The organism is Psychrobacter sp. AOP5-GZ1-6 (assembly GCF_052376345.1).
Lineage (GTDB): Bacteria > Pseudomonadota > Gammaproteobacteria > Pseudomonadales > Moraxellaceae > Psychrobacter.
On the sequence record NZ_JBQSVP010000150.1, the window covers coordinates 1 to 7,129 of the forward strand.

At 45.5% G+C, this 7,129-nt stretch carries 6 protein-coding genes; all 6 read left to right on the plus strand.

Annotated elements, in window-relative coordinates; translation table 11 throughout:
* Positions 1–35 precede the first annotated feature (35 nt).
* The 6 genes from ribH (at position 36) to glmS (ending at position 6,976) form a co-directional block, all read left to right on the plus strand.
* Positions 36–557 carry a 6,7-dimethyl-8-ribityllumazine synthase gene (gene ribH / locus ACT3RN_RS13640; RefSeq protein WP_192519630.1) on the plus strand — a complete coding sequence of 174 codons (522 nt, stop codon included), beginning with the start codon at positions 36–38 and terminating at the stop codon, positions 555–557.
* Positions 558–855: 298 nt separating this feature from the next.
* Positions 856–1,698 (plus strand): transcription antitermination factor NusB, encoded by an 843-nt coding sequence (gene nusB / locus ACT3RN_RS13645; protein ID WP_225739195.1) that lies wholly within the window; start codon positions 856–858, stop codon positions 1,696–1,698.
* Positions 1,699–1,700: 2 nt separating this feature from the next.
* The gene (gene thiL, locus ACT3RN_RS13650; RefSeq protein ID WP_192519629.1) at positions 1,701–2,756 is read left to right on the plus strand and encodes a thiamine-phosphate kinase; all 1,056 of its coding nucleotides are present in this window, start codon (positions 1,701–1,703) and stop codon (positions 2,754–2,756) included.
* Between the two features lie 3 nt (positions 2,757–2,759).
* Entirely contained in the window at positions 2,760–3,341 is a 582-nt protein-coding gene (locus tag ACT3RN_RS13655) for a phosphatidylglycerophosphatase A family protein (protein WP_192519628.1), read from the plus strand.
* A gap of 201 nt (positions 3,342–3,542) precedes the next feature.
* On the plus strand, positions 3,543–4,919 hold the full coding sequence (gene glmU / locus ACT3RN_RS13660; RefSeq protein WP_192519627.1) for a bifunctional UDP-N-acetylglucosamine diphosphorylase/glucosamine-1-phosphate N-acetyltransferase GlmU: 1,377 nt from the start codon (positions 3,543–3,545) through the stop codon (positions 4,917–4,919).
* Between the two features lie 212 nt (positions 4,920–5,131).
* Positions 5,132–6,976 (plus strand): glutamine--fructose-6-phosphate transaminase (isomerizing), encoded by a 1,845-nt coding sequence (gene glmS, locus ACT3RN_RS13665; RefSeq protein ID WP_192519626.1) that lies wholly within the window; start codon positions 5,132–5,134, stop codon positions 6,974–6,976.
* The last annotated feature ends 153 nt before the right edge of the window (positions 6,977–7,129 follow it).

The following is a 7,129-nucleotide window of genomic DNA, read 5'->3' on the forward strand; positions in this document are numbered from 1 at the left end:
TTTATATTAAAAGCCCATTAGGCAAAGGATTTTTTATGTCAAATTTACAACAGCAGCGCAATGATGTGACCCATATCGATGGCAACCTACATCAAAACAAAGACGTCCGTATCGGTATCGTGGTCGGTCGTTTCAATGGTTTTGTCGTTGAGTCATTAGTAGATGGTGCTATCGATGCATTGCTTCGTCATGGCGTATTAGGCAGCAATATTACTGTTGTTCGTGTGCCTGGTGCCTTTGAATTACCATTGGTTGCCCAGCGCGCTGCTGAGTCTGATCGCTTTGATGCCATTGTTGCTTTGGGCGCGATTATCCGTGGTAGCACGCCGCATTTTGATTTTGTTGCAAACGAATCAGCCAAAGGTTTAAGCGCTGTCGCGATGGATTACAATATCCCAGTCGCAAACGGCGTATTAACCACTGATAGCATCGAGCAAGCGATTGAACGTGCTGGTACCAAAGCTGGTAACAAAGGCTCAGAAGCGGCGATGGTGGTAATAGAAATGCTTGCCGTGCTGTCACAGCTAGATATTGATGATGATATCGATGACGCGTAATTTTGTTGCTCTCTAAATAGAGATGCAGACTAGACAGATACAGAACCATACTGTTTATGAATTTAATTGGGGTTATTGCTATAGCCCTGATTAGTTACATTAAATATTTAACTTAAGTGTTTAACTCAAATGCTTAAATTAAATATTTAACCTCAGCACTTAATTTAAGTATTTAGCTTAAGTACTGAACTTAAGTGCTTAGCTTCAGCATTTAAACCAAGCTCCAAAACTGACTGGTAATACGTACCAGCCGACCACTATTTAACATTCTATCTCAAAACTCAGGTATTGACCCCTTATGACCGACCAACTCAAACACGCCATTAATGCTGCAAAAACCGCACAAACCAATGATCAACAAGCGGAAGCTACCCGTATAGCGAGCAGCAGTGCGGGTGATCAAACCTTCGATATGAATGAGTCTTCTTATAAGACCAGTCACACTGCTATCCGCAAAGCACGCCGTTTTGCCATGCAAGGCCTATATGAATGGTTGGTCACAGATCGCCGTTTTGATATAGATGGCAAGCTTGGTTGGAAAGCCAATGCCCCCCATGATATCGCAGCCCGTACGCGCGCGACCAATGCGATGCATACCGTACACATTGGCTATTATCACGAAATGATGCGTGATATTCCAGAGCAAATCGAAGATTTAGATGCGCTCATTACTCAGCATTTGGATCGCGACATCAATAAGTTAGACACGGTTGAACACGCTATTTTGTTGATTGGTGCTTACGAGCTTAAAAACCGTTTAGAGATTCCATATAAAGTCGTTCTAGATGAGGCGATGAAACTGAATAATCACTTCGGTGCCACTGACGCCCATAAACTGATTAATGCAGTATTAGACAAGATGGCGGTTGAACTACGTGCAACTGAAGTGGCATCAGACAGCAAAGCCAACTCACGCACTTCACAAAAAGCCTCTGCTAAACCTGTCGTAAAGACAACTACTGAAGTAGATAGTAGTGTCGATTTGGAATCAATTGAAGACAAACCAACCGCTTCAAACAAGCCACGTATCAGTGCAAATAACGCCAGTGTTAAACGCAATAGCGCGAGTAAAGCCAGTGCAAATATCAGTAACTTTAAAGCGAACAAGAAAAACGCTGACGATGCCAAAAACCAAGACTAACTATGAATGAATTTGAGCTGATTGAGCGTATATTCGTCCAAATGCAGGCCAAGCAGCCATTATCAGACTATGTCGAAAAAGGCATTGGTGATGATGCAGCGGTGACAGCACTGCCTGTGGGCGCACGCTTGGTCAGCTGTATTGACACATTGGTTCAAGGTCGGCATTTTAGCGCTGACTGGCAACAAATCAACGAATTGGCATTTGCGATTGGTTATAAAACTGTCGCTGTCAATGTCTCAGACATCGCTGCGATGGGCGCAACCCCGCATAGTATTTTATTGGCATTAGCGTTACCACATAGACTTGCCCATGAGAAATGGCTCACCGAATTTGCCAAAGGTCTGTTCCATGCCTGCCAGCTATTTGGTGTGACGTTGATTGGTGGCGACACCACACGCAGTGATAACTTAGTGCTGAGTGTCAGTGCGCAAGGACTGCTAGCCGCAGATACGCCAGCCGTGTATCGCTCAGGCGCGCAAGTGGGTGATAAGGTCTATGTATCAGGGACACTTGGTGATGCCAATTATGCGCTATTGCATCCCAACAACGCTCAAGGTATCGAGCTGGCTCATAGATTACATATGCCCACACCGCGTGTCACTTTGGGCGCTGAGTTAGCCAAAGTGGGCGCAACAGCGATGATAGATATCTCTGATGGTTTGTATCAAGATTTAGGGCATATATGTCAACAAAGCGCGGTCGGCATACGCCTAAACGTAGAGCACTTGCCAGCCAGTCACTCACTCGCTACCATTGATTTATCTGAGCGCGTGCTATGCCAATTAACAGGCGGTGATGATTACGAATTGGCATTTACCTTGCCGCCTCATATCACGCCACCTATCAATAGCAGCGACACGCTAGTGACTTGTATCGGTGAAGTGGTTGCGCTGCCTGATACTTCGCTATCCAACACGGCTCTATCCAATCAGGCAGGCAGTGCGACTCCTTTACGTCCTACGCTTTATTATCAAGGGCAGCCTATTACGCCAATAAATCCAGCACCATTTACCACATGGCCCAATCTTACTGGTTACCAACATTTTGCAGGTTGACCCATGACTGATCACGATCTCTCTAAACCCGATATTCGTAAAGCCAATGATTGCCCACCGCTACCAGAAAACGCCACCTCGATTGACCGTGTGGTCTATTGGCTTGGGCTTGGTTTGGGCAGTGGTCTACCCCGCCGTGCTCCTGGTACTTGGGGAACCGTTGGTGGCTTAATCGCCGCCATACCACTGCTAAGCCTGGGCTTCGTGCCATTCCTAATTATTACCATTCTGTCCTGTCTGGTTGGTAACGAGATATGCGGTCGCACATCGGATCTGATGGGCGGGCATGATAACCCGCATATCGTTTGGGATGAATGGGCGGGTATCTGGATTACGCTGCTACCTTTGTCTTATATGGGCGCGGCCGACACGAATTTTTGGCAACACATCTCACAACCCTCTTCTATCATTGCCATCCTGATTGCCTTTGTTCTATTCCGGTTCTTTGACATCATCAAACCGCCACCAATTGGCTGGGCGGACAAAAAAGTCGCTGGTGGTCTGGGTATCATGCTCGACGATATTATCGCTGGTATTATGGCGGCGATCGTGTGGGTGCTTGTGATGCTTATCCTACCTTTTTAATGAAAATACAGTATGTTTAGGAGATGTCCTAATAGACATAAGGTATAAATCTGACAGATTTTTTGGGTTTATATGTACTTTTACTACCTTATATGCTAATTATTGAATATAATTTACAAAGCCTGCACATTACCGTATTTTTCTGAACAAATATTTGCGTTATACTCAGGTATTATAATTTGTTACATTTATAAGGTTATTATGACTTCTCCTCTCTCTGTAATCATCCTCGCTGCCGGTAAAGGCACGCGTATGCAGTCGGCTAAGCCAAAAGTGCTTCAGACATTGGCTGGTAAATCGTTATTAGGCCATGTACTAGATACTTGTCATAAAATGACGGTTGATGAGACCATCGTCGTTCATGGTTTTGGCGGCGAGCAAGTGAAGTCAGAAATTACTGACCAATACTCACAGTCATCCATCACTTGGGTGGCCCAGACAGAACAACTGGGCACTGGACATGCGGTAAAAGTGACGCTGTCTGACTTGCCAAAAGACGGACAAAGTTTGATTCTATATGGTGATGTGCCTTTGGTAAGTGCTCAGACGTTAGCCGCCTTGAGATCGGCAAACACCAACGGTATGTCTATGCTGACGTTGACAGTGGACAATCCATTTGGTTTGGGTCGTATCAAACGAGATCACGTCGGTAACATCATGGCCATCGTTGAACAAAAAGATGCCGATACTGACGAGCAGCAGATTCGAGAAATTAATAGCGGTATTTACTGCGTCGATAATGCCCTACTTCACAAATACCTACCTAAGCTCTCTAACGACAACGCACAACAAGAATACTATCTGACCGATATTGTCAAAATGGCCGTCGCTGATGGTATTACGATTGCCGCGATTGAGCCTGAGCATACCTTTGAGATTGAAGGCGTCAATAATCGCCAACAGCTAGCCAGTCTAGAACGAACTTGGCAGGGCAAAATAGTCGCTGACTTACAAGAAGCTGGCGTACAGTTCGCCGATCCTACCCGTGTCGATATCCGTGGTACGCTAACGGCAGGTCAAGACGTGTTTATCGATGTTGGCGTCGTATTCGAGGGTGACTGCACCTTGGGAGACAATGTCTATATTGAGGCAGGCTGTGTTATTAAACACTCACAGCTGGGCAATGCCTGCTATATCAAGCCATACTGCGTTATTGATCATGCCGAGGTCGGTGCTGGTGTCGATATTGGCCCATTTGCCCACCTGCGTCCTGAGACCGTATTGTCTGATAACAGTAAAATTGGTAATTTTGTCGAAATCAAAAAATCAACCATCGGTCACGGTAGCAAGGTAAACCACTTAAGCTACGTCGGCGATGCCACCGTCGGAACGGGTGTCAATATAGGTGCTGGCGTGATTACTTGTAATTATGATGGTGCCAACAAGTCGCAAACCACCATTGAAGACAATGCCTTTATCGGCTCAAATGCCAGCTTGGTAGCGCCAGTGACGATTGGTGATACAGCGACGGTTGCAGCTGGCTCTGTCATTACTAAAAACGTGGATGCTAGCGCATTGGCTTTTGGTCGCGCTCGGCAAACGCAGAAAAATGACTTTCAACGACCTACTAAAAAATAGTCGCTTTGTTAAAAATTAGGTCAATCATCGTATTCTTGAACACACTTAAGCAGCGCGACAATTTTTGTGGTGCTGCTTAATTATATTTATAGCGCTATAAAGTGAATGGCTTACCAGTCAACCATATTATTGATGGATACAGCAGCTATATATAGAAAAGTGACAATCTAAAAACACCTAAAAACATCAAAAATCAAACTTAAGGAATAGCCATGTGCGGAATTGTAGGGGCAGTTGCTGAACGTAATATCGCCAACATCTTACTCGAAGGTCTTAAACGTCTGGAATACAGAGGCTATGATTCTGCGGGCTTGACTGTCATCCGTAATGGTGAGCTACATCGTGAACGCCAAGTCGGTAAGGTACAAGAATTGGTCAATGCAGTCGCCGTAAACCCTGAGTTTTTCGACGGTCATATCGGTATTGCTCATACTCGCTGGGCAACTCATGGCGAACCTGCGCAGCGTAATGCCCATCCACACATCTCAGGTAAAGTCGCTGTCGTACATAACGGTATCGTCGAAAACTATGCTGAACTCAAAGAAGATCTCATCGCGAAAGGCTATGAGTTTACCTCACAGACAGATACCGAGGTGGTTGCGCATCTCATTAATGACATTTATCAAGACACATCAGATCTATTAGAGGCTGTGCGCAAGGTTATTCCGTTATTACATGGTGCATTTGCCCTTGGTGTCGTACATATTGACTGTCCAGATGAGCTGATTACGGTGCGCCTGGGCTCACCGCTAGTGATCGGTGTGGGTATCGGCGAAAACTTCATCGCATCAGATCAGTTGGCACTGTTGCCAGTTACCAACCGTTTTATGTATTTAGAAGAAGGTGATATCGCCAGACTAACTCGCAAAACGATTCAAGTTTATGCTGATGGTGTCGAGGTCAAACGACAAGTTCATGAAATTGATGCGGCACAACACAATGCCGATAAAGGTGAATTTAAGCATTATATGCTCAAGGAAATCTATGAGCAGCCAGATGCCGTCGCTCGTACGATTGAGATGGCCGTCGACAAGAGTGAAACCTCTAAGTTACGCGATGATTTTTTGCAGCGTCACGAAGCGCAGCTATCGGGTGTTCGTAATGTACAAGTTATCGCTTGTGGCACCAGCTATCACTCAGGGCTGGTCGCAAAATACTGGTTTGAGAGCCTAAACCGTATTCCTTGTTCAGTTGAAGTCGCGAGTGAGTTCCGTTATCGCAACCCAGTCGTGGTTGATAACACATTAGTTATCTGTATTTCTCAATCTGGTGAAACGGCTGACACCCTGTCTGCGCTCCGTGATATTCAAAAGCATACGCCAACAGGTCTGGTCAGCTTAGCATTGTGTAACGTCCCTACCTCATCACTGGTACGCGAAACAGATATCTTTTTACCGACGCTCGCAGGACCCGAAATCGGTGTCGCTTCGACCAAAGCCTTTACTGCGCAGCTTATTGCTCTAATGCTATTAGTGCTCAAAGTTGGTGACGTACAGCAGCGCATGACTGGTGAGCGTTTGAGCACGATGCTTGCAGAGATACAACGACTACCTGGTCAGCTACATGCCAGCTTGAACCTTGATGCCTCAATCAATACCATGAGTGAGCGCTTTGAGGACAAAAAAAGCTGCCTGTTCTTAGGTCGCGGATTACAGTTCCCTATTGCACTAGAAGGCGCACTCAAGCTTAAAGAAATTTCTTACATTCATGCCGAAGGCTATGCTGCCGGTGAGCTCAAACACGGTCCATTAGCACTCGTCGATAAAGACATGCCCATCGTCGTGCTGGCACCAAAAGACAGCATGTATGACAAGCTCAAAGCCAACATGCAAGAGGTTCATGCCCGCCATGGTGAGTTGTTTGTATTCGCTGGTGAATCAAGCAAGATGGTTGCAGAAGATCGCTTACATGTCGTCTACGTGCCCGATGTCTGTGAGACGTTAGCCCCTATTGTTTATAGCATCCCTGTACAGCTGCTGTCCTACCATGTCGCCGTCATGCGTGGTACGGATGTCGATCAGCCCAGAAATCTGGCCAAGAGTGTCACGGTAGAATAATTTAGCTTAAAAAATGACAGAAATTGTACTAGAGTAATAAAGATGCATACTAAGTAATATAGTTTCATCCTGAGTAATAAAGTATCATCCTATTGGCTCATGTATTAACCCCTGCTACTATTTAGTAAAACAGTAGCAGGGGTTTTTTATGCT

Bases quoted from the DNA above. Each gene is read 5' to 3' on its own strand.
- thiL (WP_192519629.1), top strand. From the start codon at position 1,701: ATGAATGAATTTGAGCTGATTGAGCGTATATTCGTCCAAATGCAGGCC.
- nusB (WP_225739195.1), top strand. From the start codon at position 856: ATGACCGACCAACTCAAACACGCCATTAATGCTGCAAAAACCGCACAA.
- ribH (WP_192519630.1), top strand. From the start codon at position 36: ATGTCAAATTTACAACAGCAGCGCAATGATGTGACCCATATCGATGGC.
- glmU (WP_192519627.1), top strand. From the start codon at position 3,543: ATGACTTCTCCTCTCTCTGTAATCATCCTCGCTGCCGGTAAAGGCACG.
- glmS (WP_192519626.1), top strand. From the start codon at position 5,132: ATGTGCGGAATTGTAGGGGCAGTTGCTGAACGTAATATCGCCAACATC.
- ACT3RN_RS13655 (WP_192519628.1), top strand. From the start codon at position 2,760: ATGACTGATCACGATCTCTCTAAACCCGATATTCGTAAAGCCAATGAT.